This window comes from Citrobacter sp. 50677481, assembly GCF_001463265.1.
In the GTDB taxonomy this organism is placed as follows: domain Bacteria; phylum Pseudomonadota; class Gammaproteobacteria; order Enterobacterales; family Enterobacteriaceae; genus Citrobacter_A; species Citrobacter_A sedlakii.
The window spans coordinates 374016-399570 of the sequence record NZ_LNHZ01000061.1; the positions used below are offsets into that span (position 1 = coordinate 374016).

Here is a 25555-nt window from a genome sequence, read left to right on the forward strand (position 1 = left end):
CTTATCCGGCCTGACCCACCTGTACCGACAGCATACTCAGACTGCCCATTTCGATCCCCTCTACGGGAAGGGTCACTGGCTCTTTACCATCCCATGCGCCCAATACATACAGTAACGGCAGGAAGTGATCCGGGGTTGGATTCGACAGCGGACCGCCTTCGTGGTCGAGATAGTTGACCAGCGGATGCCGTTCTGTCGGTCCCTGCCAGGTCAGATTCGCTTTAACAAAATCATTGAACGAGGTCGCCCACGGATAAGGCGCATCGTCACCGTGCCAGCGGACAGTGCGCAAGTTATGCACCACATTACCACTGGCTAGCAGCATAATTCCTTCGTCACGCAGCGCCGCCAGCTTACGTCCAATCTCAAAATGCCAGGCCGCCGGTTTGGTGCTGTCGACGCTCAACTGCACCATGGGAATATCGGCATTCGGATACATTTTGATCAACACGCCCCACGAACCATGGTCAAAACCCCAGGCCTCTTTATCGAGCGTAACTGGCACCGGCGCCAGAAGCTCCACCAGCCGCTGTGCCAGTTCCGGCGAACCGGGAGCCGGATAATGTGTGTCGTACAGCGCCTGCGGAAAACCGCCAAAATCATGAATCGTCTTTGGCGCGTCCATTGCGGTCACGCCAGTACCGCGCGTGTACCAGTGAGCGGACACCACCACAATCGCTTTCGGACGCGGCAGACGCTCCCCCAGTTGCTGCCAGGCGCGGGTATACAGATTATCTTCCAGCACGTTCATGGGGCTGCCGTGCCCCAAAAACAAAGCTGGCATACGAATTGACGACATGATGATATCCTTACTCAGGGAGTCATTTTATGAGTCTTACCATACGCTCTTTCGATATATGAAGAACTCAGATAACCATGATGATGATCATCAGTTATTTTGAAGGTCAGGTGAATTTTTAAGGAGTTATTGATGTCAGTACCTTTACTTCTGACCTTACTGGCGGGCGCCGCCACGTTTATCGGCGCGTTTTTAGGCGTCCTGGGCCAGAAACCCTCGAACCGTCTGCTGGCTTTTTCACTCGGATTTGCCGCCGGGATCATGCTGCTCATCTCTTTAATGGAGATGCTGCCTGCGGCACTGGCCGCGGAAGGCATGTCGCCGCTTCTCGGCTACGGAATGTTTATTATCGGCCTGCTGGGCTATTTTGGCCTCGACCGTCTGCTACCACACGCTCATCCCCAGGATCTGGTACAAAAAACAACGCAGCCGCTTCCAGGTTCGATTAAGCGCACCGCTCTCCTGCTGACGCTCGGTATCAGTTTGCACAACTTTCCGGAGGGCATCGCCACTTACGTTACCGCCAGCAGTAACCTCGAACTTGGATTTGGCGTGGCGCTGGCCGTTGCCTTGCACAACATTCCTGAAGGGCTGGCGGTAGCCGGTCCGGTATACGCCGCGACAGGCTCGAAGCGAACGGCCGTCTTCTGGGCAGGCATTTCCGGCATGGCCGAAATTCTGGGCGGCGTCCTGGCATGGCTGATTCTCGGCAGCCTGGTTTCACCTGTGGTCATGGCCGCCATTATGGCTGCGGTGGCGGGCATTATGGTGGCACTGTCGGTCGATGAGCTGATGCCGCTGGCAAAAGAGATCGATCCAAATAACAACCCCAGTTACGGCGTTCTTTGCGGCATGTCAGTGATGGGGCTAAGCCTCGTCGTCCTTCAGACGATGGGGCTGGGATAACGCAGAAAGAGCAGGAAGCGACTATTCCTGCTCTTTAGTCAGAACACGCGCTTGTTCGTCCCGACGCAGCAATGTATTACGAATTTCCAGCAGCGCATCTCTGTCCTGGCGAAACGCTTTGCAGTAACGCTTCATATGGCAGAAATAGCCCACCACGACCAGTACAATTAGCACAATCCAATACCAGGCAATAAACATCCTTTTCCCTTTAAATTTAACATTAACAGAGATTTAGCGTTAAAATTAACATACCTATTTTTAGGTATATTTATATACTGGCACAGTATGAAATCGAAATGATGATTTCGATCATAGAGAAAAAGGTTGGGTGTTTATTAACCGATAAGAAGGGCAAATAAGGGAAATTTGCCGGATAAGGTGCTTTAACCACTATCCGGCAAGGAGGTATTAGCTGGCTTTACGTTCGTGGGCCTGACGGTATGCTACCAGGTCTTCGATCGTCACTACCGCCATATTGTGTTTAGTGGCAAAGTCGATGCACTCCGGCGCGCGCGCCATGCTGCCATCATCATTGGTCAGTTCACACAGCACGCCCGCAGGTTTGAAACCAGCCAGCGTCACCAGATCGATGGTCGCTTCAGTGTGGCCGCCACGGGTCAACACGCCGCCAGGCTGAGCACGCAGCGGGAAGACGTGTCCCGGACGATTCAGATCGGAAGGCTTCGCGCCATCGGCAATCGCTGCGCGCACGGTGGTGACGCGGTCAGCGGCGGAAACGCCGGTGGTCACGCCTTCAGCGGCTTCAATGGTCACGGTAAAACCGGTGCCGTAAGCGCTGGTGTTATTTTCCACCATCATCGGCAGATCGAGCTGCTTGCGGCGATCTTCGGTGATGCACAGGCAAACAATACCGCTGCCATGACGAATGGTCAGCGCCATTTGTTCAACGGTCATGGTTTCTGCCGGGAAAATCATATCGCCTTCGTTCTCGCGATCTTCATCGTCAAGCACCATCACACCGCGGCCTTCGCGCAGCGCAGTCAGCGCATGTTCAACACGTTCGAAAGGCGTACCAAAAGAGGAAAGTAGCGTCTGATTCATGGTAAAAAAACCTCACTAAAATTATGGTTACCAGAATCAGGGCAGTCTTAGGAGTACCGACAAGCGGCAAAAAAATAACGTGAGCGGGTCCGTGCCCGACTGGATCGTTACTCTCTCCCATCCGGACTTTAACCGTCGGCCCCGGAATTACACCGGATCTGCTGACCTTCAGATTCGCATCTAAAGCGCTCGCGGGCTTTCAGCCGGTCCTTCCTCTTTCACGCCGCTGCTGGATGAGCTGCAACGCGAAAAGTGATGAACATCGCTGATTTACCGCCGGTGGGGAATTTCGCCCCGCCCTGAGAATAAGCGGAATAACTATAACGCTATTGATTACCTTCATCAACGCCTTTACCCGCATAAGCTTCACACAATTCTGGTTTATGCCTTGCGCATATCGCACTACAATGTGCTTTAACACTTACCAGTTCAGGGAAACCACTATGATTGACCCGAAAAAAATTGAGCAGATCGCTCGCCAGGTTCACGAGTCGATGCCGAAAGGGATCCGGGAGTTCGGGGAAGATGTCGAGAAAAAGATCCGTCAGACGCTGCAGTCTCAGTTGACGCGTCTCGATCTGGTGAGCCGCGAAGAGTTTGACGTGCAGACGCAGGTGCTGTTGCGTACCCGTGAAAAGCTGGCGCTGCTGGAACAGCGGTTGAGCGAGCTGGAAGCGCGTCAGAGCGGTATCAGCGACGAAGTCAAACCCGCGCCTGCCATTCCGCCGGTAGAACCGCAGGAGTAAAAACAGCAACGGGCCGCAAGGCCCGTTGAGTCGTTTAGTGTTCCACTTCTAATTTTCTCGCTTGCATCGCCTGCTGACAGTAGTGTGCATAGCGTTTGCAAAACCAACTGCGGTGTTCCTCATCCATATTGCCTGTCACGGCCTGGATATCCACCGGGCGACCTTCAGCCTGCATTCTGGCAAAACTGCGCGCCAGGAAATCAAAATTGTTCAACGAATAAACCGTGTTGTTCATCAGCATACCCTCCAGTTTGTGAAACTCTGTTAAGGCCATATGCTTTTTCTGATTTCAGTATTTACCCGTCCCGGTGACGGGTTTGTACATAATGTGCGCAATTAAGATGCCGGATATCACACTTTGGCAAGTTACCCGCCAGCATGGCGTTTATCCGGCGCAGGGCAGCGCTTTTAGTTATCGCTCTCTTTCTGGATTTTTTTAATGATATTGGTGGTTGAGCAACCGTCTTCGAAGTTCAGTACCAACACTTCGCCGCCGTTGGCCCATACTTCTTCGCTGCCGGCGATCTCTTCTGGCTTATAGTCGCCGCCCTTCACCAGCAGATCCGGCAAGATCCCCGCAATCAGGCGCTGCGGCGTGTCTTCTTCAAACGACACCACCCAATCCACCGCTTCCAGCGCGCCGAGTACGATCATGCGCTGCTCAAGCGGGTTCACCGGCCGCGTTTCGCCTTTCAGGCGTTTGGTTGACGCATCGCTGTTCACCGCGACAATCAGGCGATCGCCCAGTTTGCGCGCATTCGCGAGATACGACACATGCCCTGCGTGCAGAATATCGAACACGCCATTGGTCATCACCACTTTTTCACCGCGTTTACGCGCGGCGGCGACGGCGACCTTCAGTTCGTCTTCGGTCATCACGCCAAAGCCCGTTTCCGCACGGCCACGCACCGCGTTTTCCAGTTCGATCGGCGAAACGGTAGACGTCCCCAGCTTACCGACCACGACGCCTGCCGCCGCGTTGGCAAAGAAACAGGCTTCTTCCAGACTGTTGCCTGCGGCAAGCGTAGCAGCCAGTACGCCAATCACGGTGTCGCCAGCGCCGGTCACGTCATACACTTCCTGCGCCTGGGTCGGCATATGCAGCGGCGCTTTGCCTGGCTGCAGCAGCGTCATCCCCTGCTCGGAGCGGGTCACCAGCAGCGCGGACAGTTCAAAATCGGCGATCAGCTTCATGCCGCGCTCAACAATGTCTTCTTCGCTTTTACATTTCCCGGCCACCGCTTCGAACTCAGAGAGGTTCGGCGTCAGCAGGGTCGCGCCGCGGTAGCGCTCAAAATCGGTGCCTTTCGGGTCGATCAGTACCGGAACGCCCGCTTTACGCGCCAGCGCAATCATCTGTTGAACGCTGGCCAGCGCGCCTTTGGCGTAGTCGGAGAGCACCAACGCGCCAATGGAACTCAGCGCCTGGTTAATACGCTCGTGAAGCGGTTGCGGATCGACACCCTCGAAGCCTTCTTCAAAATCCAGACGAATCAGCTGCTGGTTACGCGAAAGCACGCGCAGTTTGGTGATAGTGGGATGGGTCGGTACAGAAACAAAGTCGCATTTCACATTCACATCGGCCAGCGTTTTGCTCAGCGCACGCGCCGCGTCGTCAATACCGGTTAACCCGACCAGACGGGAGTTTGCCCCCAGAGAGGCAATATTCATCGCCACGTTCGCCGCACCGCCCGGACGCTCTTCGATGGTATCCACTTTGACCACAGGCACCGGCGCTTCCGGCGAAATACGGCTGGTTGGCCCATACCAGTAGCGATCCAGCATGACATCGCCAACAACCAAAACTCCTGCACGTTCAAACTCTGGCAGCGTTACTTTCATTCCTGTCTCCTGAGAGATTCAAAATTTGCGCGCGATAATAGCACACTTCAAACGGCGACCAGCCACTTCCGCCAGCTTGCCCGCACCAGCGCGCGTTCGGCTTCAAAGCAGGTTTGCGCCACATGGCCCGGCAGTTCCTGTAAGGCCAGGTGATGCAGCTCATCGCGCAGCGTGGTATAAGCGCGGGTCAGCGCCATCGCCTCCTGCTCATCCATAATGTCGTTCTGCGCTAGCAGTTCCAGTATCCGCACGTTATCCGACCAGCGCGTCAGCTTCGGTTTGTCGTGTGCATAGCGCAGCACCAGATACTGCGTAATAAATTCGATGTCGGTGATCCCGCCTTCATCTGCTTTGATGTCAAAACGATCGCGATGTTTATTGCCCAGATGAGCACGCATTTTTTCGCGCATTTCGCGCACTTCGGTTTGCAACGTGGCGCCGTCGCGCGGCAGGGTCACGATCTCGCGGCGTACCGCGTCAAACTGTGCGGTGAGCTGCGGGTCGCCGTAGACCACGCGGGCGCGGACCAGCGCCTGATGTTCCCAGGTCCAGGCCTCGTTTTTCTGGTAATCCGCGAAAGCCTCGGCGGAGGTCACCAGCATCCCCGCCGCGCCGGACGGGCGCAAACGCGCGTCCACTTCATACAGAATGCCGGAAGACGTCCGCGTGCTGAACAGGTGCATAATGCGCTGCGCCAGGCGCAGATAAAACTGTCGTCCGTCGATTTCGCGATCGCCGTCGGTCATTACGTCAACCGGACAGTCGTGCAGGAAGATGAGATCGAGATCGGAACTGTAGCCCAGTTCCCAGCCGCCCAGTTTACCGTAGCCTACCACCGCGAAACCGCGCCCTTCACGATCCGCCAGATGTCCCGGCTGTCCGTAGCGCGCCACCATCTGTAGCCACGCCTGCTGCACCACGGCGTCTATCATCGCTTCCGCAAGCCAGGTCAGGTGATCGCTGACCTTCATCACCGGCAGCGTTCCGGCGATATCCGCGGCGGCAATACGCAGCAGCTGCGTCTGCTTAAACTGGCGCAGCGCCTCCAGTTGCTGTTCTTCGTCATCTTCCGGCACGCGCAGCAGATACTGCCGCAGTTCATCACGGTAGGCGTCGGTCGCGGTGGGCTGGTAGAGCGTGTTCGGGTCAAGCAATTCGTCGAGCAACAGCGGGTAACGGGCAAGCTGGCTGGCGACCATCGGCGAGGCGGCGCATAGCGAAATGAGATGCTTCAGCGCGCCGGGGAATTCGCTCAGCAGCTCGAGATAAGTCGTGCGCGTGACGATCCCCACCAGCAGCGGCGTGATGCGTGACAGCGGGACGGAGGCATCCTGACGGACGCAGACATCGCTCAGCAGATGCGGCATCAGATGATCAAGCACCTGTCGCCCACGCGGCCCAATGGTGCGTTTATCAAGCTCTTTACGGAAGTCGGTAATCAGCGCCAGTACCCGGGTCCGGTCTTCGTCGGTCAGGTGAGCCAGGACCGGCGGCGTGTCGTCTTCCTGTAGCGCGTCCTGCCAGAGCTCGCGCCATTGCTCCGAAAGCGTATCTTCCTGCGTTTCGCTTTCATCATCGCCAATCAGTTCATTAAAGACGCGACGAACATTGGCCATATGCGTGTCCAGGATGTCGGTCAGTTGCTGCCAGTCATCCGCATTCATCCCCCACGCCAGACGCGCGCGGTTCAGTTCATCGCCCGGTAACGTTTGGGTCTGTTCGTCGTTAATGCTTTGCAGCAGGTTTTCCAGACGGCGGAGGAACAGATAAGCCGAGCGCAACTGGCTCGCATCGTTATCCGGCAACAAATGCAGCGCGGCGATGGCCTGTAAAGTAGGAAGCAAAGCGCGGGACTGCAACGACGGTTCGCGCCCGCCGCGAATAAGCTGGAAAACCTGAACGATAAATTCAATTTCACGAATACCGCCCGCGCCGAGTTTGATGTTGTCTTTCAGCCCGCGACGACGCACTTCCCGGGCAATCATGCCTTTCATGTTGCGCAGTGACTGAATCACGCTGAAATCAATGTAGCGACGGAACACGAACGGACGCAACATGGCGCGCAGTTCGTCAACGTAGCGGCCCTCTGTCTCGCCCATGATACGCGCCTTCACCATCGCGTAGCGTTCCCAGTCACGCCCCTGCTCCTGATAATAATCTTCCAGCGCGGCAAAGCTCAGTACCAACGGACCGCTGTCGCCAAACGGTCGCAGGCGCATATCCACCCGATAAACGAAGCCGTCCTGCGTGGGCTGATCGAGCACTTTGATCAGCCGCTGGCCCATGCGGGTGAAGAACTGCGCGTTATCCAGCTCGCGACGCCCACCCCGTGTGGCGCCGTGTTCCGGCCAGGCGAAAATGAGATCGATATCCGAGGAAAAATTCAGCTCGCCGCCGCCCAGTTTGCCCATGCCTAAGATCAGCAGCGGCTGTGGGATGCCCTCCGGGTTACACGGCGTCCCCCACTCACGGCAGCAGGCGTCATACAGCCAGTCGCGCGCGCTGACAATCAACGTCTCCGCCAGCTGGCTGAGCTGCTGTAAAACCGCAGTATCTTCAATCAGCGAGAGCGCCTGGGCCCAGGCTATCCGCACCATAATACGACGACGAAACAGGCGCAGCTCCCGCATTAGCGCCGCTTCGTCATTCACCTCAGCCAGCGCCGTGTGTAGCCATTCGCCGTAGCGCTGCCATTCGTCCGCCTGCGGCGGCGCATTTTCCAGCCCGCTCAGCCAGTGGGGATGGGCAATAACGCTGTCCCGCACAAAGTCGCTGAATGTGAGCACTGACTTCGCTTGTACGCTAAGCGTAGCGTCAGGCAATTGTTCAGCAACGGTTTGCCAGTACTGCTGTAACGGTGAAGAGAGCGGCTTCATGAAAGGGTTCCTTGTAACGTTGCCGGATGGCGGCGTTCGCCAGAGCCGGCCTACAACGACGCAGCGCCAACAGGCAATCACTTCTGCGTTCGGGAATGACGCGGTTTACCGTTTTCCGCTGTGCAACCAGAACGGCGCCTGGTTTATCGCTTCATTGCGGAAATGTTCAATTTCAATACGCTGTCGGGTGGCGATGGCGTGATGCAGCCCCTGCCAGTTTTCCAGCCACGCCTGCGCCACTACAGCATCGTAATACCCGGCCAGCAGTAGCACAGTGTCGATATCACGACGTAAGCGCGGCAGTTGATCCTGATACTGGTCGCCTAACGGCTGAGCAAACACGCTTTTCAGTTCAGCGGCGGTACGTGAAAGATGGATATCCGCGAAACGCTTAAAGGAATCGGCCATTTTGGCCTGTGCTTTAGCCTCCAGAAACGGCTGCCAGGCTTTGGTGACCAGCCACTCCGTCAGCGCCAGTTTTGCCATTGCGGTTTGCGGGGTATACACCGCCGTCACGGCAGAGACCGCCGAGGCCAGGGTAGCCTCAGACTGGGTTAACAAATCTCGTAAGTGAGTGCTCGCTTTACGCGGAACGATACCACCGAACAGGGTAAGCGTATGGCGCACCAGCCCCATCGCCGCAGACACCTCCGCTTTCGCCGACTCCACGCCGCGCAGCCACAGTTCCTCGTGGTACTGCCACTGCGCTAAGGCCAGCTCCATCGCCGCTTCCAGCCCCTGCTCAACGCTGGCTTTTGCGGGCAAGGTCAGTACTGTGGTCGGTTTGATCTCGCGCCGGGCGTTTCCCTGGGCCAGGTGATAACCTCGCGCCGCCTTACTCAGGCTGCCCTGACGCAATCCCGCCTGGCTCACCAGTTGATTAGCCAGCTTCAGCACCGCCCGGGTGTCGCCGCTCAGCAGTTCAAGCTCCAGCTCGCAAAGAGGTTCGGTAAATTCGCCGGCCTTAACCTCTCCGAGATCGAGCGCAATTTCAATCTGGCTGCCGTCAATTTCCAGCAGCCATTTCTCGCGATCAAAATCGGTACTGAACAATGGCTGCACGCGGGAAGCGAGATCGGCAGGCAGCTCGCCGTTCGGCCACACTGTCTGCGGAAGTTGCGCTAAATCGAGCGTAGGTTCGCTAAGCGGAATATTATATTCCGGACGCTGATGCAAACCGCCGACCACCCGCCCGGCGATTTTCAGGGTCATTTCATAGCGGCCATTCTCGCCGCGAATGCGTAACCCCATATCGTGGCTGCGTAGCCAGTTATCCGCCGTCTCGTAGTAAATGTTCAGCAGCTTGCTGGGCGCGTGATGTTCGCCGCCAAGCGTATTCAGATGGTCGCGCAGTGCGTCAACAGCATCGTGATTAACGATAAATTTTAATTCGATTTCCTGAGCCATGGCCTTGTACTTAGGGTTATGTCACAGTTGAAGGGATCGACTGCGAACTTCGTGCGTTACTGAGTGTCAGTAGATAGTATTTTGCGCCAAATTGCCATGCAACGAGCAATTTGACGGGCGTAAAAGTTTGACGTAGTGGCGAAGCTGACACAGATGATTCCGATTGATGTCGAATGCTTTGCGTAGAGACACTGATCCCACTACTATCGTTCCACTTTCTATGACAATAACGACAGCCTGATGCCAAAATTACGCCTGATTGGACTAACTTTACTTGCACTTAGCGCCACTGCCGTCTCCCACGCAGAAGAAACGCGCTATGTCTCTGATGAACTAAGCACCTGGGTCCGCAGCGGTCCGGGAGATAACTATCGCCTCGTCGGCACCATGAACGCCGGCGAACAGGTCACCTTGTTACAGACCGACAATAATTACGGCCAGGTCAAAGACAGCACCGGTCGCACTGCCTGGATCCCGCTGAAAGAGCTGAACACCTCGCCCAGCCTGCGCACCCGCGTACCGGATCTGGAAAATCAGGTCAAAACCCTGACCGATAAGCTGACCAACATTGACACCACCTGGAATCAGCGGACAGCCGACATGCAGCAAAAGGTCGCGCAGAGCGACAGCGTGATCAACGGCCTGAAAGAAGAAAACCAGAAGCTGAAAAACGAGCTGATTGTGGCGCAGAAGAAGGTCAGCGCCGCAAATCTGCAGCTTGATGACAAGCAGCGTACCATCATCATGCAATGGTTTATGTATGGCGGCGGCGTGCTCGGTCTCGGCCTGCTGCTCGGTCTGGTGCTGCCGCATATGATCCCAAGCCGCAAACGCAAAGACCGCTGGATGAACTAAATCGCCTTCTCCGCCACACTGTCATATCATTAAGAAAGTGTATTTCTCAGGAGAGGTGGTGTGGCGTGAAGATTTATCTGGTCGGTGGTGCGGTTAGGGATACGTTGTTAGGGCTACCGGTCAAAGATAAAGATTGGGTGGTGGTAGGCGCCACACCACAGCAAATGCTCGACGCGGGCTACCAGCAGGTAGGCCGCGATTTTCCTGTTTTTCTCCATCCTCAAACACACGAAGAGTACGCCCTTGCGCGCACCGAACGTAAATCCGGTTCCGGTTATACCGGATTCACCTGCTACGCGGCGCCGGACGTCACGCTGGAAGAAGACCTACAGCGCCGCGACCTGACCATTAACGCCCTGGCGCAGGATGATGACGGCGCTATCGTCGATCCGTATCACGGACGCGCCGATCTGAAAAACCGCCTGTTGCGCCACGTCTCGCCGGCTTTCAGTGAAGATCCGCTCCGCGTCCTTCGCGTGGCGCGCTTTGCCGCCCGCTATGCGCATCTCAGCTTTCGCATTGCCGACGAAACCATGGCGCTAATGCGCGACATGACCCACGCCGGAGAGCTGGAGCACCTGACGCCTGAGCGCGTGTGGAAAGAGACCGAAAACGCGTTAACCACCCGTAACCCGCAGGTCTATTTTCAGGTCCTGCGCGACTGTGGCGCGCTGCGCGTGCTGTTCCCGGAGGTGGATGCGCTGTTTGGCGTTCCCGCGCCAGCGAAATGGCACCCGGAAATCGATACCGGCGTTCACACGCTCATGACGCTGTCGATGGCGGCGATGCTCAGCCCGGAGGTGGATATCCGTTTCGCCACCCTGTGCCATGACCTGGGAAAAGGGTTGACTCCGCCAGCGCTTTGGCCGCGTCATCACGGTCATGGTCCGGCGGGGGTAAAGCTGGTGGCGCAGCTGTGTCAGCGTCTGCGGGTACCGAACGAAATCCGCGATCTGGCAAAGCTGGTGGCGGAGTTTCACGATCTCATTCATACCTTTCCGATACTGCAGCCTAAGACCATTGTAAAGCTGTTCGACGCGATCGACGCCTGGCGTAAACCGCAGCGCGTGGAGCAGATAGCCCTCACCAGCGAGGCTGACGTACGCGGGCGTACTGGCTTTGAAGCGGCGGATTATCCGCAGGGTCGTCTGCTGCGCGAAGCGTGGCAGGTAGCGCAGTCGGTACCGACAAAAGAGGTTGTGGAGGCCGGATTTAAAGGCGCAGAGATCCGCGAAGAGTTGACGAAGCGGCGAATTGCGGCGGTCGCCAGTTGGAAAGAGACGCGCTGCCCGAAACCCGCCAGCTAAACGGCCCGTGCCGGCAGCGCTACCGCTGACCGGCCTGTGGACAGACGTGCGTGGTTGGCCGGATAAGGCATAGCCGCCATCCGGCACGGTGAATCATCAGAAGAACACCACGTAAACCGCGGCTGCAACGATAAAACGATAAATCGCAAACGGAATGAACGAGATTCGTTTGATCAGTTGCAGGAAGGTTTTAATGGCGATCAGCGCAACCACAAACGCCGTCACGAAACCGACGGCAAACATCGGAATATCGGCGGCGGTCAGGAACGACCAGCTTTTGTAGAGGTCCAGCACCGTTGCGCCCATCATCATCGGCACCGCCAGCAGGAACGAGAACTCCGACGCCGCATAACGGCTCACGCCCATCAGCATCCCGCCGGAAATGGTCGCGCCGGAACGGGAAAAGCCCGGCCACAGCGCCAGACACTGGAAGCAGCCAATCATAAACGCCTGTCGGTAAGTCATATCGTCCAGCCCCGGCGCGCGCGGTTCTTTCGGCTTCAGGCATTCGGCGGCAATCAACAGTAAACCGCCCACCACCAGCGCATACATCACGTTAATGGGGTTAAACAGTGATTTTATCGTATCGTGAAACACCAACCCGAGCACCACTGCGGGGATCATCCCAAGCAGAATGTGAATGAGCGTTAACCGCCCTTTACTTTCCCCTTCGCGCTGCAACGGTCGCCCAAAATGAATCCCGATCAGGCCGAACAACCGCCGCCAGAACATCACGACCACTGCCAGAATCGACCCAAGCTGGATCACCACTTCAAAGGTCTTTGCCGTATCACCCTCAAACCCCAGCAGATGGCCAACGATAATCATATGGCCCGTACTGGAAACCGGCAAAAACTCCGTCAATCCTTCGACCACACCCAAAATTGCCGCTATCAGCAGCGAGTGCATATCGCTCATCAATAAACCCCTAAATAGAAAAACTACCGCAAAAAAAAAGTTCCCGCTGTAAGACTCTTTTATATCCGTTTGGTTTAACAATGATGAAGTTAATTATTTTCCTTTCAGATTATGGCTACGCTCGACAATCACGCCCACATTCGCCGCGCGCGCGACCGCGCCGGGCTTACTGAGCTTGATTCGCACCCACGGTGAATGGAAGCGTCCCAGCAGGAGATCCGCGACCTCTTCCGCGACGCGTTCCACCAGCGCAAAGCGCCTGCCTTCAACGTGCGCGATCACGGTTTCGGCGATATCCGCATAGCTCAGACAGTCGGCGACATCGTCGCTTTTTGCCGCTTTCCGGTTATCCCACGCCATTTCGATATCGAACACCAGCTTTTGCTCGATGGTCTGTTCCCAGTCGTAAACACCAATGGTGGTGATTACCGAAAGTTGCTCTATAAATACAATATCCATCACGACCTGCCCGCTTTTTGGCTAACCCGGATACCACTTCCGGCGAAATATGCGTATTATCCACAGAAGTAGCGTTTTACACGACATTTTCAAAACGGAACAGCTTATGAGTGCAATCGCGCCTGGAATGATCCTCATCGCGTACCTCTGCGGCTCCATTTCCAGTGCCATTCTGGTCTGCCGCATTGCTGGCTTGCCCGACCCGCGTAGCAGCGGATCCGGCAATCCTGGCGCGACCAATGTGTTACGAATCGGTGGCAAGGGAGCAGCCGCAGCGGTGCTGATTTTCGACGTCCTGAAAGGGATGTTGCCCGTCTGGGGCGCATACGCGTTGGGCGTAACCCCCTTCTGGCTGGGCCTGATCGCCATTGCCGCCTGTCTGGGCCATATCTGGCCGGTCTTCTTTGGGTTTAAAGGCGGGAAAGGCGTGGCGACGGCATTCGGCGCTATTGCCCCTATCGGCTGGGATTTAACCGGCGTGATGGCGGGCACCTGGTTGCTCACGGTGCTGCTGAGCGGTTATTCGTCGCTGGGCGCCATCGTCAGCGCGCTGATCGCGCCGTTCTACGTCTGGTGGTTTAAACCTCAGTTCACCTTCCCGGTTTCGATGCTGTCGTGCCTGATCCTGCTGCGCCATCACGACAACATTCAGCGACTGTGGCGTCGTCAGGAGACAAAGATCTGGACGAAGCTGAAGAAAAAACGCGAAAAAGATCCGCAATAGCGTTTTCACCTCGCCGGAAGGCTATCGGGTTCACCACGTCACCCGATAACCTTCATCCGGCCTGCCCAACCGCTGCTGACACCACGCCGCCAGAAACTCCACGCAGACCCGAAGCTTCACGCTGCGATATAGCGGCTCCTGATACACCGCCCAGATATTGGCGCTCTGCGCATAGTCCGGCAGCACCCGCACCAGTTTGCCGCTCGCCAGAAACGGCTGCACGTCCCACTCGGATCGCAGCATGATCCCCTTGCCCTCCAGCGCCCATTGCAGCACAATTTCCCCGCTGTTCGACGAGAGATGCCCGCTCACCTTGACCGATTTTTTCTCCTCGCCGTTTCCCAGCTCCCATATTCCGTGCGTCATATCGCGCTCTTTCGTGATCAGGCAATCGTGACGGCTTAATTCCTGGAGAGTTGTCGGTTCTGAATGTTTTTGGAGATAAGACGGCGCGGCGCACAATATTCTTTTATTCTTTGTTAACAAGTGCGCAATATAATAGTCTGGAATCACATCGTTAATACGAATATCGAGATCGATATTATCCTGCACCAAATCAATTTGCCGATCGAACAGTTCAAAATGCACCTGTAACTCAGGGTAATTACGCATCAACTCGGTAATAGCCGGGGCAATATGGCTACGCCCGAAACCAAAGCTACAGCCGATACGAATCATGCCTTCCGGACGGGTTTTAATTTGCGTCACCTCATCCACCAGAAGCTGATAGCGGGTCAACACGTCCAGCGCATGTTCATAACATTTTTGCCCACTCTCGGTCAGCGCCACGCCGCGTGCCGAACGGTTCAGCAGCGTGGCGGCGAGAGTGGATTCCAGGATCTGCACCCGCTTGGTCACAAACGCCGGGGTTTGTCCGAGCGCCGCCGCCGCCGCGCTGAAGCTTCCCGTATGAACAATTTCAACCAGCACCTGCAGATCTTTCGCTAAAGGGTATGTGTTCAGCATATTCGGGCACCCATGAAGATAATACCGGCAGTGTAATTCCCTTACTGCCGCTATTCCCTGCCCTTGCTCAATTTTCGCTGATTTTTCACATCATGATTCACGAACTGTTAATTACATATACACAGTGGCAAAAAATATAAAACCCTATTTTTAGTGGTAGTTTGTTTCCCAGAATGTCTTTCCAGACAAATAAAAGCACTGGAGTTGTCATGATGAGCAATGAAAATAAACAAAAAGCGATAAATACGCTGACGGAAATTGTCGCCGGGTTTACGGCAATGATTTCCACCCGGATGCCCGACGACGTCGTGGATAAATTAAAACAGCTGCGCGATGCTGAAACCTCGTCGATGGGAAAAATCATCTATCACACGATGTTCGACAACATGCAGAAAGCGATCGACTTGAACCGTCCGGCCTGTCAGGACACCGGCGAGATCATGTTCTTCGTCAAGGTCGGCTCCCGCTTCCCGCTCCTGGGCGAACTGCAGGCCATTCTGAAGCAGGCCGTGGAAGACGCGACCGTGAAAGCCCCACTTCGTCATAACGCGGTAGAAATTTTTGACGAAGTCAACACCGGCAAAAACACCGGCAGCGGCGTGCCGTGGGTGACATGGGACATTATCCCCGACGGCGACGACGCCGAAATAGAAGTCTATATGGCAGGCGGCGGCTGTACCCTGCCGGGGCGCTCAAAAGTGTTGATGCCGTCCGAAGGCTACGAAGGCGTTGTTAAGTTCGTGTTTGAAAATATCTCCACGCTGGCGGTAAACGCCTGTCCGCCGGTGCTGGTGGGCGTGGGGATCGCCACTTCCGTAGAAACCGCCGCGGTATTGTCGCGCAAAGCGATTCTGCGCCCCATCGGCACTCGCCATCCAAATCCCAAAGCGGCTGAACTGGAACTGCGTCTGGAAGAAGGATTGAACCGTCTGGGGATCGGCCCGCAGGGGTTAACGGGCAACAGCTCTGTCATGGGCGTACACATTGAATCCGCCGCGCGTCACCCCTCGACTATCGGGGTGGCCGTCTCCACCGGCTGCTGGGCGCACCGTCGCGGTACGCTGCTGGTGCATGCCGATCTCTCCTTCGAAAACCTGTCTCATACCCGGAGCGCGCTATGAAAAAGATCCTGACGACCCCGATCAAGGCCGAAGACCTGGAGGATATCCGCGTTGGTGACGTCATCTATCTGACCGGCACGCTGGTCACCTGCCGCGACGTCTGCCATCGCCGCCTGATCGAACTCAAGCGCCCGATCCCTTACGACCTGAACGGTAAAGCCATTTTCCACGCCGGGCCGATCGTGCGCAAAAACGGTGAAAAATGGGAGATGGTTTCCGTCGGCCCGACCACCAGCATGCGCATGGAGGCGTTTGAAAAAGAGTTCATCGAGCAGACCGGCGTCAAACTGGTGGTTGGCAAAGGCGGCATGGGGCCATTGACCGAAGAAGGCTGCCAGAAATTCAAGGCGCTGCACGTGATTTTCCCCGCAGGCTGCGCGGTGCTGGCAGCCACGCAGGTGGAAGAGATAGAGGAAGTCCACTGGATGGAACTCGGCATGCCGGAATCCCTGTGGGTGTGTCGGGTGAAGGAGTTCGGTCCGCTGATCGTCTCTATCGACACCCACGGCAATAACCTGATCGCCGAGAACAAAAAGCAGTTCGCCGAGCGTCGTGGTCCGATCGTCGACGAAATTTGCGAGCACGTTCACTACATCAAATAACCCTTCCGGAGAGGCGCCCCGCCTCTCCCTCTTCGCAGGGATACGACAATGGCACCTTTAGCTGGTTGGTGGCGATACCTGGCTCCGCTGGTGGTCATCGCCATTATTGCTGTTTTGCCCGTCCCCACCGGTCTTGAGAACCACACGTGGCTCTATTTTGCGGTCTTTACCGGCGTCATTGTGGGACTGATTCTGGAACCTGTTCCCGGCGCGGTGGTGGCGATGATCGGCATTTCGACGATCGCCGTCCTCTCGCCGTGGTTGCTGTTCAGCCCCGAACAGCTGGCGCAGGACGGGTTTAAATTCACCGCCAAAGCGCTATCGTGGGCGGTATCTGGTTTTTCTAATTCAGTTATCTGGCTGATCTTTGCCGCTTTTATGTTCGGTACGGGCTATGAAAAAACCGGGCTGGGGCGACGCATCGCGCTATGGCTGGTGAAAAAGATGGGGCACCGCACGCTGTTTCTCGGCTACGCGGTCATGCTCTCTGAGCTGATCCTCGCGCCTGTTACGCCCTCAAACTCCGCGCGCGGCGCCGGGATTATCTACCCGATAATCCGTAATCTGCCGCCGCTGTATCATTCGCAACCGAATGACGCCAGTTCGCGCTCTATTGGTTCCTACATCATGTGGATGGGGATCACTGCCGACTGCGTCACCAGCGCCATTTTCCTCACCGCGATGGCGCCAAACCTGCTGCTGATTGGCCTGATGAAGGGCGCGGCGCACACGGCGCTAAGCTGGGGCGACTGGTTCTTAGGGATGCTGCCGCTGAGTATTTTGCTGGTTCTGCTGGTCCCGTGGCTTGCTTATGTGCTGTACCCGCCGGTGCTTAAGTCCGGCGATCAGGTGCCGCGCTGGGCAGAAGCGGAGCTGAAGGCGATGGGCCCGCTAAGCACGCGTGAGAAAAAGATGTTAGTGCTGATGGTCGGCGCGCTGGTGCTGTGGATTTTCGGCGGTGACTACATTGACGCGGCGATGGTTGGCTACAGCGTGGTGGCGTTAATGCTGGTGCTGCGCATTATCTGCTGGGATGACATCGTCAGTAATAAAGCCGCATGGAACGTCTTTTTCTGGCTCGCGTCACTGATTACTCTTGCGACCGGGCTGAACAATACCGGTTTTATCACTTGGTTTGGCAACCTGCTGGCAGGCAGCCTGAGCGGTTATCCCCCGACAATGGTGATGGTCGCGCTGATCGTGGTGTTTTATCTGCTGCGTTATTTCTTCGCCAGCGCCACGGCGTACACCTCCGCACTGGCGCCAATGATGATCGCCGCCGCGCTGGCGATGCCGGACATTCCGCTCCCCGTATTTTGCCTGATGGTCGGCGCGGCGATTGGTCTGGGTAGCATTCTTACCCCGTATGCTACCGGCCCCAGCCCCATCTACTACGGTAGCGGTTATTTGCCGACGGCTGACTACTGGCGGCTGGGGGCGATTTTTGGCCTGATCTTCATGCTGCTACTGATCGTCACCGGTTTGCTCTGGATGCCTCTCGTTTTGCTTTAACCCCCGTTGGGGCGGCCGGGCTGCCGCCCCTTTTTTCTGATTTCCCTCCTTTCCCATAAGCGTCTCATATGACCGCTTTGCCGCCGTGCTGAGGCATACTTTTTGCCATGCACCTATCTTTAAACTGACAGGGGAAGGCTCTGGACACGGTTGCGCACGAGACACTCATTCGGGGCTGGCAGGCCGAACTGGACCTGCGGTTTACCCGTGCCGCGCACAAAACGGTGCTCACCTCAGCGCGTCACGTTGGTCCGTTAGCCGTTCAACGACCGTTTTACCCGGAAGATGATGTTTGTCATCTTTATTTGCTTCACCCGCCTGGCGGTATTGTCGGCGGCGATGAACTGCACATTTCCGTCACCCTTGACGCCCACAGCCACGCGTTAATCACCCAGCCCGGCGCGGGAAAGTTTTACCGCAGCGCAGGGCAACTGGCGCAACTGCGTCAGGATTTCACCCTTGCGCCGCACGCCACGCTGGAATGGCTGCCGCAGGATACGATCCTGTTTCCCGGCGCTCGCGCCAGCCTGCGCACCGTGTTCCATCTGACAACCGAAAGCCAGCTGCTCGGCTGGGATCTGCTCTGCCTGGGTCGCCCGGTAATGCAGGAAACGTTCAGCCACGGCACGCTGGTCAACCGACTGGAAATCTGGCGCGACGGCATACCGCTGCTTATCGAAGGCCTGAAAATTCGCGGGGGCGATCTTTCCGCCGTCGCGAACCAGCCGTGGTGCGGCACGCTGTTTTGCTATCCGGGGACAGAGGCGATGCTGGACGGAGCCCGTGAACGGCTTATGCCGCTTGGCGAATACGCAGGCGCGACGCTCGTTGACTCGCTGCTCACCGTACGCTTTCTGGCGGCAGACAACCTGCTTATCCAACGCGCGATGCGCGATATCTGGCGCTTTTTACGTCCGCTGTTAACTCACAAACAACCGCATCTGCCGCGTATCTGGCAGACCTAAGAGACACCGATGGAACTGACTCCCAGAGAAAAAGACAAGCTGTTGCTCTTTACCGCCGCGCTGGTGGCAGAACGCCGTCTGGCACGCGGCCTGAAGCTGAATTATCCGGAATCGGTAGCGCTGATCAGCGCCTTCATTATGGAAGGCGCACGCGACGGCAAAAGCGTGGCCTCGCTGATGGAAGACGGCCGCCATGTACTCACCCGCGATCAGGTGATGGAGGGGGTACCGGAGATGATCCCGGACATCCAGGTAGAAGCAACGTTTCCGGACGGATCCAAGCTGGTGACCGTCCACAATCCGATCGTGTAAGGAGAGGTTATGATTCCAGGCGAATACCGGATCGCGGCAGGAAATATTGCGCTCAATCACCAGCGCGAGACCTGCACTCTCGTGGTGGAAAACCACGGCGATCGCCCCGTTCAGGTTGGATCGCATTACCACTTTTTCGAAGCTAACCCCGCCCTGCGCTTCCCGCGCGAGGCGGCGCGCGGATACCGCCTGAATATCCCCGCCGGCACCGCGGTGCGCTTTGAACCGGGGCAAAAGCGAGAAGTCGAGCTGGTGCGCGTGGCAGGCGCGCAGCGTATTTTTGGCTTTCGCGGCGAGGTCATGGGCGCGCTGGAGGTCAACAATGGCTGAGATCTCCCGGCAAGCGTATGCCGATATGTTTGGCCCCACCACCGGCGATAAAGTGCGTCTGGCGGACACAGATTTGTGGATCGAAGTGGAAAACGATCTCACCACCTATGGCGAAGAGGTGAAATTCGGCGGCGGTAAAGTGATCCGCGACGGTATGGGCCAGGGACAGATGCGCGCCGACGCCTGCGTGGATCTGGTGATCACCAACGCGCTGATCGTCGACCACTGGGGGATAGTTAAAGCGGATATCGGCATCAAAGACGGCAGGATCTTCGCCGTCGGCAAAGCCGGTAATCCGGACATTCAGCCTGACGTGACGATCCCGATCGGCGTCGGGACGGAGGCGATCGCCGGAGAAGGTAAGATCGTCACCGCTGGCGGCGTCGATACCCATATTCACTGGATCTGTCCGCAGCAGGCGCAGGAGGCGCTGGTTTCCGGCGTGACGACGATGATCGGCGGCGGCACCGGACCGGCGGCGGGCACCAACGCCACCACCTGTACGCCCGGCCCCTGGAACATCGCCCGGATGTTGCAGGCCGCGGATACCCTGCCGGTCAATATCGGTCTGCTCGGCAAGGGAAATGGCTCCAATCCGGATACGCTGCGCGAGCAGGTGACCGCCGGGGCGATCGGCCTGAAAATTCATGAAGACTGGGGGGCGACGCCTGCGGCTATCGACTGCGCGCTGACCGTCGCCGACGAAATGGATATTCAGGTGGCGCTGCACAGCGACACCCTGAACGAGTCCGGCTTTGTCGAAGACACGCTGGCGGCTATTGGCGATCGCACGATCCATACGTTTCACACCGAAGGCGCGGGCGGCGGCCATGCGCCGGATATCATCACCGCCTGCGCGCACGCCAATATTCTGCCGTCATCAACCAACCCAACGCTGCCTTACACCGTGAATACTATCGATGAGCATCTCGACATGCTGATGGTGTGCCACCATCTCGACCCCGATATCGCCGAAGACGTGGCGTTTGCCGAGTCACGCATTCGGCGCGAAACCATCGCCGCCGAGGACGTGCTGCATGACATTGGCGCGTTTTCGCTGACCTCGTCGGATTCCCAGGCGATGGGCCGCGTCGGCGAAGTGATCCTGCGCACCTGGCAGGTAGCGCACCGGATGAAAGTACAGCGCGGCGCGCTGGCGGAAGAGCGCGGCGATAACGACAACCAGCGGGTGAAACGCTACATCGCCAAGTACACCATTAACCCGGCGCTGACTCACGGTATCGCCCATGAGGTCGGCTCCATTGAGGCCGGAAAACTGGCGGATCTGGCGCTGTGGTCGCCGGCGTTTTTCGGTGTCAAACCCGCCGCCATTATCAAGGGTGGAATGATCGCCTGCGCGCCGATGGGCGATATCAACGCCTCGATCCCCACGCCGCAGCCGGTGCACTACCGGATGATGTTCGGCGCATTAGGCGCTGCGCGTCATCACACCCGGTTAACCTTTTTATCCCAGGCCGCCCACGACAGCGGCGTCGCTCAGCAGTTGAATTTACACAGCGCCACCGCGGTGGTGAAAGGCTGCCGGACGGTGAAAAAAGCCGACATGATCCACAACAGCCTGCAACCCGATATCACCGTCGACGCCCAGACCTACGAGGTGCGCATTGACGGCGAACGCATTACCAGCGAGCCGGCAGACGTGCTGCCGATGGCGCAACGTTACTTTTTATTTTAAGGAGCCGACATGCTGCTATTAACGCAACGGGTTGAGACGACAGCGCAAGCCACCGCCACCCTGACGCTGCCGATTGATATCCGCGTAAAAAGCCGGGCCAAAGTGCGACTGAACGACGGGCGCGAGGCGGGATTGATGCTGCCGCGCGGCCTGCTGTTGCGCGGCGGCGACCGCCTGCGTAGCGAAGACGGGACGGAAGTGGTGGAGATCATCGCCGCCCATGAAGCGGTTTCGGTGGTGCGCTGCGCCAACCCGTTTCTGCTCGCCAAAGCGTGCTATCACCTCGGCAATCGCCACGTACCGCTGCAAATTTTGCCGGATGAACTGCGCTATCATCACGATCATGTGCTGGACGCCATGCTGCGCCAGTTCGATCTTGACGTGACCTTTGCGCATTTACCGTTTGAGCCGGAAGCGGGCGCCTACGCCAGCGAGTCCCACGGGCATAACCATCATCACGGTCATGCGCACTGATGCGTGACGCCCGCCAGCAGTTGCGCCTGCTACAGCTCGCCAGCAGCAGCCTACCGGTGGGATCGTTTACCTGGTCTCAGGGGCTGGAGTGGGCGGTGGAGAGCGGTTGGGTCAACAGCGTCGATGCCTTCGCCCGCTGGCAGCGACAGCAAATGGAGCACAATTTTTTTACCGTCGACCTGCCGTTGTTCGCCCGGCTTTATCGCGCCTGCGAGCAGGACGATATCACCGCCGCGCGCCGCTGGACGACGTACCTGCTGGCCTGTCGGGAAACCCGCGAACTGCGCGAAGAAGAGCGCAGCAGAGGCGCGGCGTTTACGCGGCTGGTGGTGGACTGGGTGCCGGAAAGCCCGCCCGCGTGGCGCGCGCTGTTCGCTGACAGCCAGCTCTGCGGAATGGCCTGGCTTGGCGTACAGTGGCGGCTGCCGCTCGCCGATCTGGCCTTAACGCTGGGCTACAGCTGGATCGAAAGCGCCGTGATGGCGGGCGTCAAGCTGGTACCTTTTGGTCAGCAGGCGGCGCAGCGGCTGATGATAACCCTCAGCGAACATTACGCACAGGGTATAACGCAGGCGTTGTGCTGTCCGGATGAACACCTCGGCTCTGCTACGCCGCTGGCGGCTATCGCCTCCGCCCGCCACGAAACCCAATACTGCCGATTATTCCGCTCCTGAGGAGAGTCAATGAGTGAGTACAAACATCCCCTGCGCGTCGGTGTGGGCGGCCCGGTAGGATCGGGCAAAACCGCCCTGCTGGAAGCGTTATGCAAAGCCATGCGCGACACCTGGCAACTGGCGGTGGTCACGAACGACATTTACACCAAAGAGGACCAGCGCATCCTGACAGAAGCGGGCGCGCTTGAGCCGGAACGCATCGTCGGCGTCGAAACCGGCGGCTGTCCACACACCGCCATCCGTGAAGACGCCTCAATGAATCTGGCGGCAGTGGATGCATTAAGCGCGAAATTCGGTAATCTGGATCTGATCTTCGTCGAAAGCGGCGGTGACAACCTGAGCGCCACGTTCAGTCCGGAACTGGCGGATCTGACGATCTACGTGATCGACGTAGCTGAAGGAGAGAAGATCCCACGCAAAGGCGGCCCGGGGATCACTAAATCTGACTTTCTGGTGATCAACAAAACCGATCTGGCCCCTTACGTCGGGGCGTCGCTGGAGGTGATGGCGCGCGACACCAACCGCATGCGCGGCGCGCGTCCGTGGACCTTTACTAACCTGAAGACGGGCGACGGTCTGGAGACGATTATTGCGTTTCTGAAAGAGAAAGGGATGCTGCGAATCTGACTAAAAGGGCCTGGCGATAAGCCAGGCCTTCATGGTTATTTGCAGCTGTTATTGGATGTGCCCTGTTGACGCCATGCGCCCCACTGGCCGCCCGTTCCCGGTGTTTCCTGTCCCGGGTTGACATACCACTGGTTGAACCAAATTTTACCGTTGTAAGATACTTTGGTGCATTTGGTCGGATAGGCTATTTTGCCGTTATAGGCTGGCGCCGTATTGGTCGCCGGCACGTCGTCATTTGCCGGCGCGTCGTCCTTCGCCGGCGTATCGTCTTTTGTCGGCGTGTCTTCCTTCGCTGGCGTCGCAGGTTTACTTACCATGATGGTCATGCTGTCCTGCGCGGTACGGCCATCCGCCCCTGTTGTTGTCAGCGTAAAGGTAGCCTGCCCTTCCGTATTGGCAGGAATCACCGCATAGGCATGAGCATTGTCGATGCTGTTCACCTGCACGCCGTTCAGTTTTTCCTCCAGGAAGAAGGTGCCAACACCTTTTGTCACGCTCCAGTTATACGATGTCGCGTTCAGGCTCTTGCTGCCGTCCAGAGGATAGGTGCTTACGCCAGTGGTTGGGGAAACCATAGTGTAGTCTGCTCCTGCGGCGGCGGTAGGAGCAGGAATATCGCTGCCATTCTTCAACGCCAGGATCCGGGCGACAGCACGCGCCATATCGGGTTGCGTGCCGACCTTCGCCGAGTCGCCATTCGCAATTGGCGTGCCAGTCTCAGCCAGGATTTGACGCATCTGGCGCGGTGTAACGGTGATCCCGTTCGCTTTGGCAATACCTGACAGGCTGGCCACCACGCCTGCCACAATAGGCGTAGCTGAAGACGTCCCGCCAAAACTTCCGGTATAATTTGCATTGGTTCTGTTATAGAGATTGCCATAGCCCGTCGTTGTGACATCACTACAGCCTCTTGATGAACTGGTGACACGCGACCCATAGGTGCTAAAGTTCGCTTTTTTACCGTCTTTTGAACAGAATGCCCCGGCGATAATCGCGCCTGAATCACGCACTTGCGTATCCCAACGACCATTAAAGGCGGGAGAGTCCAGATTAATATTGCCATTCCCTGCGGAAGTAATCACAAACACGCCTTTATCCGTGAGCGCCTTGATGACGTTGAAATAACTGTCCAGATATTCAATGGGAATATAACAGGCTGATTTACAGGTCCCGGTAATTTCTCCGCCATACGTCTGCATATTTAACGAGACAACATCACCCGCTTTTAATAACGGAATAACATTAAAGAGATTCGACGCAGGCCAGGCCGCATAGCCCACTTTACTTTTATAACTTAGACCACGAACACCAGAACCAATATCGCGCGCAGCTAAAATACCAACAGAAGCCGTATTATGTTCCCGCTCATTGCAGGTATCTTTATTTGGTCCCTGAACGAATGAAGCAGGTGGTAAATTCACATGATTTGCATTCCAGCCGCAGTTCTCAGAAGAAACAATAGTGATATCCTCACCCTCGTTCCCTATATACTGATTAACGCTGTCGCGGTTCACCCCGCCAATATAATAACCAGAACGCTTGTCATCCGGGGCTTTTAAATAATCCTGCTGCTGTCGATAATCGGGCACAGACACGGCCGACAGGCCGCTGTTCACTGTCGATTTTAATAGGGTTGAAGACTGACCCGCTTCTTGCTTTTCTGCCTGAAAACCTACGGGCATAGCTTCAGGATAAACAGTCGCAACATCCTGATTTTGTTGAATAGTGTTGATCACATGTTCGATATAATTTCGATCTTGCTTTTTATTTTCTGGCAGCTCAATACGCAGATAACGATCGAATCCATACCGTGCGTTTAGCTCCGCAATTTCAGCTGCGCGTTCGCGGCTCAGGTTGTCCGCGTGGTACATGCGGGTGGCGACGAGTGCGGGATCGTCAAGTTTTAACGGGTAGGTTTGAGATTTACCCGGTTTTAGCTTAACGACAATAGCGTCATACGAAACGCCTTCCTGAACCTCTTGCGGCTGATGTACGTGCTGTAAGGCGGTGCCGGTTTGAGCGTAAGCCGCACAGGTTACTGCTGCGCAAATTAACATTGATAAAATGCTTTTTTTCATGTTAGCCGATATTCCTTTATGACATGATCTGTGTTGTTCCTTTTTTCAGCCTAAAATAGTCATTACCCAACGGCCAAGTAGAGCTTTCTTTTAAATAATAAGAAAATTCTTTTTCTTTCGCGCCGAGCTAAAAAGCAGAGGCGTTACACAAGTCAACTCATAAAAAAGATAAAAACGGTCAAAATAAAAAAATCGTATATCGACATTAATGCAAGCACATTTTTATATGAAAGTGTTCTTTTAATTTTACTCACCAACGTATGGTGCTTATAAAATATTCGCCTTCTTATGCTGGAG

26 protein-coding genes and 1 riboswitch are annotated in these 25555 nt (G+C 56.6%); of the genes, 15 read left to right on the forward strand and 11 right to left on the reverse strand.

Annotated features, from left to right (window positions below; genetic code table 11):
• Position 1: 1 nt before the first annotated feature.
• The gene (ygiD, locus tag APU02_RS18305; RefSeq protein WP_060570847.1) at positions 2-799 is read right to left on the reverse strand and encodes a 4,5-DOPA dioxygenase extradiol; all 798 of its coding nucleotides are present in this window, start codon (positions 797-799) and stop codon (positions 2-4) included.
• 132 nt (positions 800-931) lie between these two features.
• Between ygiD and zupT the strand changes: the two genes are divergently transcribed.
• On the forward strand, positions 932-1705 hold the full coding sequence (gene zupT / locus APU02_RS18310; RefSeq protein ID WP_060570848.1) for a zinc transporter ZupT: 774 nt from the start codon (positions 932-934) through the stop codon (positions 1703-1705).
• Between the two features lie 21 nt (positions 1706-1726).
• On the opposite strand, the gene APU02_RS26625 is transcribed toward zupT, so the two are convergent.
• Both APU02_RS26625 and ribB read right to left on the reverse strand, forming a co-directional pair.
• Positions 1727-1903 carry a hypothetical protein gene (locus APU02_RS26625; RefSeq protein ID WP_060570849.1) on the reverse strand — a complete coding sequence of 59 codons (177 nt, stop codon included), beginning with the start codon at positions 1901-1903 and terminating at the stop codon, positions 1727-1729.
• A gap of 210 nt (positions 1904-2113) precedes the next feature.
• Complete coding sequence (gene ribB, locus APU02_RS18320; protein WP_060570850.1) at positions 2114-2767, reverse strand: 3,4-dihydroxy-2-butanone-4-phosphate synthase; 654 nt, start codon at positions 2765-2767, stop codon at positions 2114-2116.
• A 105-nt stretch (positions 2768-2872) separates the two neighbouring features.
• Positions 2873-3078, reverse strand: a riboswitch (FMN riboswitch).
• 132 nt (positions 3079-3210) lie between these two features.
• Here ribB and ubiK point away from each other — a divergent pair.
• Entirely contained in the window at positions 3211-3513 is a 303-nt protein-coding gene (ubiK, locus tag APU02_RS18325; RefSeq protein ID WP_042289303.1) for a ubiquinone biosynthesis accessory factor UbiK, read from the forward strand.
• Positions 3514-3547: 34 nt separating this feature from the next.
• On the opposite strand, the gene glgS is transcribed toward ubiK, so the two are convergent.
• From glgS to APU02_RS18345, 4 genes are all read right to left on the reverse strand, one after another.
• On the reverse strand, positions 3548-3754 hold the full coding sequence (gene glgS / locus APU02_RS18330; protein ID WP_082636864.1) for a cell surface composition regulator GlgS: 207 nt from the start codon (positions 3752-3754) through the stop codon (positions 3548-3550).
• 167 nt (positions 3755-3921) lie between these two features.
• A complete protein-coding gene (gene hldE / locus APU02_RS18335; RefSeq protein WP_042289305.1) occupies positions 3922-5355 on the reverse strand; it encodes a bifunctional D-glycero-beta-D-manno-heptose-7-phosphate kinase/D-glycero-beta-D-manno-heptose 1-phosphate adenylyltransferase HldE in 1434 nt (477 codons plus the stop codon).
• Positions 5356-5402: 47 nt separating this feature from the next.
• Entirely contained in the window at positions 5403-8231 is a 2829-nt protein-coding gene (gene glnE / locus APU02_RS18340) for a bifunctional [glutamate--ammonia ligase]-adenylyl-L-tyrosine phosphorylase/[glutamate--ammonia-ligase] adenylyltransferase (RefSeq protein WP_060570851.1), read from the reverse strand.
• A gap of 105 nt (positions 8232-8336) precedes the next feature.
• The gene (locus APU02_RS18345) at positions 8337-9638 is read right to left on the reverse strand and encodes an inorganic triphosphatase (protein WP_060570852.1); all 1302 of its coding nucleotides are present in this window, start codon (positions 9636-9638) and stop codon (positions 8337-8339) included.
• Positions 9639-9878: 240 nt separating this feature from the next.
• Between APU02_RS18345 and APU02_RS18350 the strand changes: the two genes are divergently transcribed.
• Positions 9879-10493 (forward strand): TIGR04211 family SH3 domain-containing protein, encoded by a 615-nt coding sequence (locus APU02_RS18350; protein WP_042289312.1) that lies wholly within the window; start codon positions 9879-9881, stop codon positions 10491-10493.
• A 65-nt stretch (positions 10494-10558) separates the two neighbouring features.
• Complete coding sequence (locus tag APU02_RS18355) at positions 10559-11800, forward strand: multifunctional CCA addition/repair protein (protein WP_060570853.1); 1242 nt, start codon at positions 10559-10561, stop codon at positions 11798-11800.
• A 96-nt stretch (positions 11801-11896) separates the two neighbouring features.
• Here APU02_RS18355 and bacA read toward each other — a convergent pair whose 3' ends face one another.
• Positions 11897-12718, reverse strand: coding sequence for an undecaprenyl-diphosphate phosphatase (gene bacA, locus APU02_RS18360; protein WP_042289318.1), 822 nt, complete (start codon positions 12716-12718; stop codon positions 11897-11899).
• Between the two features lie 93 nt (positions 12719-12811).
• Positions 12812-13177, reverse strand: coding sequence for a bifunctional dihydroneopterin aldolase/7,8-dihydroneopterin epimerase (folB, locus tag APU02_RS18365; RefSeq protein WP_042289321.1), 366 nt, complete (start codon positions 13175-13177; stop codon positions 12812-12814).
• Between the two features lie 106 nt (positions 13178-13283).
• Here folB and plsY point away from each other — a divergent pair, with 106 nt between their 5' ends.
• Positions 13284-13901, forward strand: a complete 618-nt coding sequence (gene plsY / locus APU02_RS18370; protein WP_042289743.1) for a glycerol-3-phosphate 1-O-acyltransferase PlsY — start codon at positions 13284-13286, stop codon at positions 13899-13901.
• A gap of 30 nt (positions 13902-13931) precedes the next feature.
• Here the strand turns inward: plsY and APU02_RS18375 are convergent, their stop codons facing one another.
• Positions 13932-14867: a LysR family transcriptional regulator gene (locus APU02_RS18375; RefSeq protein ID WP_060570854.1), complete on the reverse strand. Its 936-nt coding sequence runs from the start codon at positions 14865-14867 to the stop codon at positions 13932-13934.
• A 209-nt stretch (positions 14868-15076) separates the two neighbouring features.
• Here APU02_RS18375 and ttdA point away from each other — a divergent pair, with 209 nt between their 5' ends.
• From ttdA to ureG, 10 genes are all read left to right on the forward strand, one after another.
• Complete coding sequence (gene ttdA / locus APU02_RS18380; protein ID WP_120714909.1) at positions 15077-15988, forward strand: L(+)-tartrate dehydratase subunit alpha; 912 nt, start codon at positions 15077-15079, stop codon at positions 15986-15988.
• A complete protein-coding gene (gene ttdB / locus APU02_RS18385) occupies positions 15985-16590 on the forward strand; it encodes a L(+)-tartrate dehydratase subunit beta (RefSeq protein WP_042324302.1) in 606 nt (201 codons plus the stop codon). The genes ttdA and ttdB overlap by 4 nt, the downstream gene beginning before the upstream one ends.
• A 48-nt stretch (positions 16591-16638) precedes the next feature.
• The gene (locus APU02_RS18390; protein WP_060570855.1) at positions 16639-18102 is read left to right on the forward strand and encodes an anion permease; all 1464 of its coding nucleotides are present in this window, start codon (positions 16639-16641) and stop codon (positions 18100-18102) included.
• Positions 18103-18242: 140 nt separating this feature from the next.
• Positions 18243-19067, forward strand: coding sequence for an urease accessory protein UreD (locus tag APU02_RS18395; protein WP_199957080.1), 825 nt, complete (start codon positions 18243-18245; stop codon positions 19065-19067).
• A 9-nt stretch (positions 19068-19076) separates the two neighbouring features.
• Positions 19077-19379 carry an urease subunit gamma gene (locus APU02_RS18400; RefSeq protein ID WP_042289336.1) on the forward strand — a complete coding sequence of 101 codons (303 nt, stop codon included), beginning with the start codon at positions 19077-19079 and terminating at the stop codon, positions 19377-19379.
• Between the two features lie 9 nt (positions 19380-19388).
• Positions 19389-19709 (forward strand): urease subunit beta, encoded by a 321-nt coding sequence (locus tag APU02_RS18405; protein ID WP_042289337.1) that lies wholly within the window; start codon positions 19389-19391, stop codon positions 19707-19709.
• Positions 19702-21405 carry an urease subunit alpha gene (gene ureC / locus APU02_RS18410; RefSeq protein ID WP_060570857.1) on the forward strand — a complete coding sequence of 568 codons (1704 nt, stop codon included), beginning with the start codon at positions 19702-19704 and terminating at the stop codon, positions 21403-21405. Before APU02_RS18405 ends, ureC begins: the two co-directional genes overlap by 8 nt.
• Before the next feature lie 9 nt (positions 21406-21414).
• Positions 21415-21879 (forward strand): urease accessory protein UreE, encoded by a 465-nt coding sequence (gene ureE / locus APU02_RS18415; RefSeq protein WP_060570858.1) that lies wholly within the window; start codon positions 21415-21417, stop codon positions 21877-21879.
• Positions 21879-22553 (forward strand): urease accessory protein UreF, encoded by a 675-nt coding sequence (locus tag APU02_RS18420; protein WP_060570859.1) that lies wholly within the window; start codon positions 21879-21881, stop codon positions 22551-22553. The genes ureE and APU02_RS18420 overlap by 1 nt, the downstream gene beginning before the upstream one ends.
• A gap of 9 nt (positions 22554-22562) precedes the next feature.
• Positions 22563-23180 (forward strand): urease accessory protein UreG, encoded by a 618-nt coding sequence (gene ureG / locus APU02_RS18425; protein ID WP_042289346.1) that lies wholly within the window; start codon positions 22563-22565, stop codon positions 23178-23180.
• A gap of 35 nt (positions 23181-23215) precedes the next feature.
• Here the strand turns inward: ureG and APU02_RS18430 are convergent, their stop codons facing one another.
• Positions 23216-25258 carry a S8 family serine peptidase gene (locus tag APU02_RS18430; protein WP_060570860.1) on the reverse strand — a complete coding sequence of 681 codons (2043 nt, stop codon included), beginning with the start codon at positions 25256-25258 and terminating at the stop codon, positions 23216-23218.
• Between the last annotated feature and the right edge of the window lie 297 nt (positions 25259-25555).

Coding starts and splice junctions, on each gene's coding strand:
- zupT (WP_060570848.1), top strand. CDS start 932: ATGTCAGTACCTTTACTTCTGACCTTACTGGCGGGCGCCGCCACGTTT.
- APU02_RS18390 (WP_060570855.1), top strand. CDS start 16,639: ATGGCACCTTTAGCTGGTTGGTGGCGATACCTGGCTCCGCTGGTGGTC.
- APU02_RS18350 (WP_042289312.1), top strand. CDS start 9,879: ATGCCAAAATTACGCCTGATTGGACTAACTTTACTTGCACTTAGCGCC.
- APU02_RS18375 (WP_060570854.1), bottom strand. CDS start 14,867: ATGCTGAACACATACCCTTTAGCGAAAGATCTGCAGGTGCTGGTTGAA.
- glnE (WP_060570851.1), bottom strand. CDS start 8,231: ATGAAGCCGCTCTCTTCACCGTTACAGCAGTACTGGCAAACCGTTGCT.
- APU02_RS18400 (WP_042289336.1), top strand. CDS start 19,077: ATGGAACTGACTCCCAGAGAAAAAGACAAGCTGTTGCTCTTTACCGCC.
- folB (WP_042289321.1), bottom strand. CDS start 13,177: ATGGATATTGTATTTATAGAGCAACTTTCGGTAATCACCACCATTGGT.
- ureE (WP_060570858.1), top strand. CDS start 21,415: ATGCTGCTATTAACGCAACGGGTTGAGACGACAGCGCAAGCCACCGCC.
- plsY (WP_042289743.1), top strand. CDS start 13,284: ATGAGTGCAATCGCGCCTGGAATGATCCTCATCGCGTACCTCTGCGGC.
- APU02_RS26625 (WP_060570849.1), bottom strand. CDS start 1,903: ATGTTTATTGCCTGGTATTGGATTGTGCTAATTGTACTGGTCGTGGTG.
- ttdB (WP_042324302.1), top strand. CDS start 15,985: ATGAAAAAGATCCTGACGACCCCGATCAAGGCCGAAGACCTGGAGGAT.
- bacA (WP_042289318.1), bottom strand. CDS start 12,718: ATGAGCGATATGCACTCGCTGCTGATAGCGGCAATTTTGGGTGTGGTC.
- hldE (WP_042289305.1), bottom strand. CDS start 5,355: ATGAAAGTAACGCTGCCAGAGTTTGAACGTGCAGGAGTTTTGGTTGTT.
- APU02_RS18430 (WP_060570860.1), bottom strand. CDS start 25,258: ATGAAAAAAAGCATTTTATCAATGTTAATTTGCGCAGCAGTAACCTGT.
- ttdA (WP_120714909.1), top strand. CDS start 15,077: ATGATGAGCAATGAAAATAAACAAAAAGCGATAAATACGCTGACGGAA.
- APU02_RS18420 (WP_060570859.1), top strand. CDS start 21,879: ATGCGTGACGCCCGCCAGCAGTTGCGCCTGCTACAGCTCGCCAGCAGC.
- glgS (WP_082636864.1), bottom strand. CDS start 3,754: ATGCTGATGAACAACACGGTTTATTCGTTGAACAATTTTGATTTCCTG.
- ureC (WP_060570857.1), top strand. CDS start 19,702: ATGGCTGAGATCTCCCGGCAAGCGTATGCCGATATGTTTGGCCCCACC.
- ureG (WP_042289346.1), top strand. CDS start 22,563: ATGAGTGAGTACAAACATCCCCTGCGCGTCGGTGTGGGCGGCCCGGTA.
- APU02_RS18405 (WP_042289337.1), top strand. CDS start 19,389: ATGATTCCAGGCGAATACCGGATCGCGGCAGGAAATATTGCGCTCAAT.
- ygiD (WP_060570847.1), bottom strand. CDS start 799: ATGTCGTCAATTCGTATGCCAGCTTTGTTTTTGGGGCACGGCAGCCCC.
- APU02_RS18345 (WP_060570852.1), bottom strand. CDS start 9,638: ATGGCTCAGGAAATCGAATTAAAATTTATCGTTAATCACGATGCTGTT.
- ribB (WP_060570850.1), bottom strand. CDS start 2,767: ATGAATCAGACGCTACTTTCCTCTTTTGGTACGCCTTTCGAACGTGTT.
- ubiK (WP_042289303.1), top strand. CDS start 3,211: ATGATTGACCCGAAAAAAATTGAGCAGATCGCTCGCCAGGTTCACGAG.